Source organism: Enterococcus sp. 1001283B150225_161107_E12 (genome assembly GCF_015556925.1).
GTDB lineage: Bacteria > Bacillota > Bacilli > Lactobacillales > Enterococcaceae > Enterococcus_B > Enterococcus_B mundtii.
In genome coordinates this window covers 1-1,514 of sequence record NZ_JADNNI010000035.1, presented here as the reverse complement: position 1 = coordinate 1,514, position 1,514 = coordinate 1, and the positions used below count along the sequence as shown (strand labels likewise).

At 37.0% G+C, this 1,514-nt stretch carries 1 protein-coding gene; it reads left to right on the top strand.

What is annotated here, in order from left to right; genetic code table 11:
- Nucleotides 1-136: 136 nt before the first annotated feature.
- Complete coding sequence (locus I2F89_RS15385; protein WP_195514606.1) at nt 137-1,432, top strand: ISL3 family transposase; 1,296 nt, start codon at nt 137-139, stop codon at nt 1,430-1,432.
- The last annotated feature ends 82 nt before the right edge of the window (nt 1,433-1,514 follow it).

The window sequence follows — 1,514 nt, the reverse complement described above, 5'->3', positions numbered from 1 at the left end:
GGCTCTATAATTTATGGGACTGATGAATCAAAATTGATTCTTCAGTCCCATTTTCATTTTAGGTATTAAAAAACATATCGTTCTCTAGTATGATTAAATCACCACAAAATAAACAACTGAGAGGACGATATGCTATATGAATGATTCTATCAAAAAAATGCTGAGATTAATAGATAAAGATTTGATGATTACTGAGATCTCTTACGAGATCTTTCATAAGGAAAAGACATTGGTCATTAATGCCATTCTCTCACCTGATCCTCGTACCTGTAGAAGTTGTGGTTCTACTGTGGTAGATGGAAACGGGAAAGCAATTGTCGTGAAAAATGGGAAGAAGGAAATCATTGTCCGCTTTGAACAATACAATCATATGCCAATGGTTATGCGCTTAAAAAAGCAACGCTATACCTGTAAAAACTGTCGAACCCATTGGACTGCTCAAAGCTATTTTGTCCGCCCAAGACATTCAATTGCGGATCATGTCAGATATAAAATTGCTTCTTTACTGACTGAAAAAGTCTCTTTATCTTTTATTGCGAAAAGCTGTCAGGTATCTTTGACTACCGTTATTCGTACATTGAAAGAGTTTAAAAGCTATTTACCAAAGCCCACTAAGAGGATTCTCCCCAAAGTATTGATGGTTGATGAATTTCGTTCGCACACTTCCATAGAAGATAAAATAAGCTTTATTTGCGCAGATGGAGAAACAGGTAATTTAATTGATATCTTACCTACGCGTAAATTACCTCGATTAACAAACTATTTCTTGGGCTGCATCAATCCAGAAGAAGTAAAATTCTTAGTCACAGACATGAACGCCGCCTACTTCCAGCTTACCAAACGCGTTCTGCCAAATGCGAAAGTAGTGATTGATCGGTTTCATATTGTCAAACACATGAATCAAGCTTTCAATGAGTTGCGTATCCGTGAAATGAATGAACTGCGTAAAGCAGGACAGAAAAGCCATGCAGAAAAACTGAAAAAGAACTGGCGCTTTCTGCTAAAAAATCGTGCAAACATTAACCACTATGAGTATAAAACATGGAAAAGTTTCCGAGCACCTAAATACCCATTTCTTACTGAAGCAATGATGATTGATCGGTTGCTTAGCTTTTCTACGCCCCTAAAGGAGGCATATCCCTTTTTCCATGAATTAGTTGAAGCTTTTCGAGACAAAGACCCTGACTTGTTTTTCTCTTTATTGGCAGAACTTCCCGAAACGTTAGATGACGGCTTTCGTGAGAAACTTCAAAACCTTCTGACCTACGAAGAAGGCATCGCCAATGCGATGATTTATCCTTACTCCAATGGAAAAATAGAAGCAAAGAATACCCACATAAAAACGATGAAACGAGTATCCTACGGTTTTAGATCATTTGAGAACATGAAAATTAGAATCTTTTTGACCAATCAATTAATCAATGTTAGATAACAAAAAATCTGAGCCAGAATGAGGTTCATTCTGACCCAGATTTAATTTTTCGCAACTCATCAGTCCTTATTGACAAAGAGCC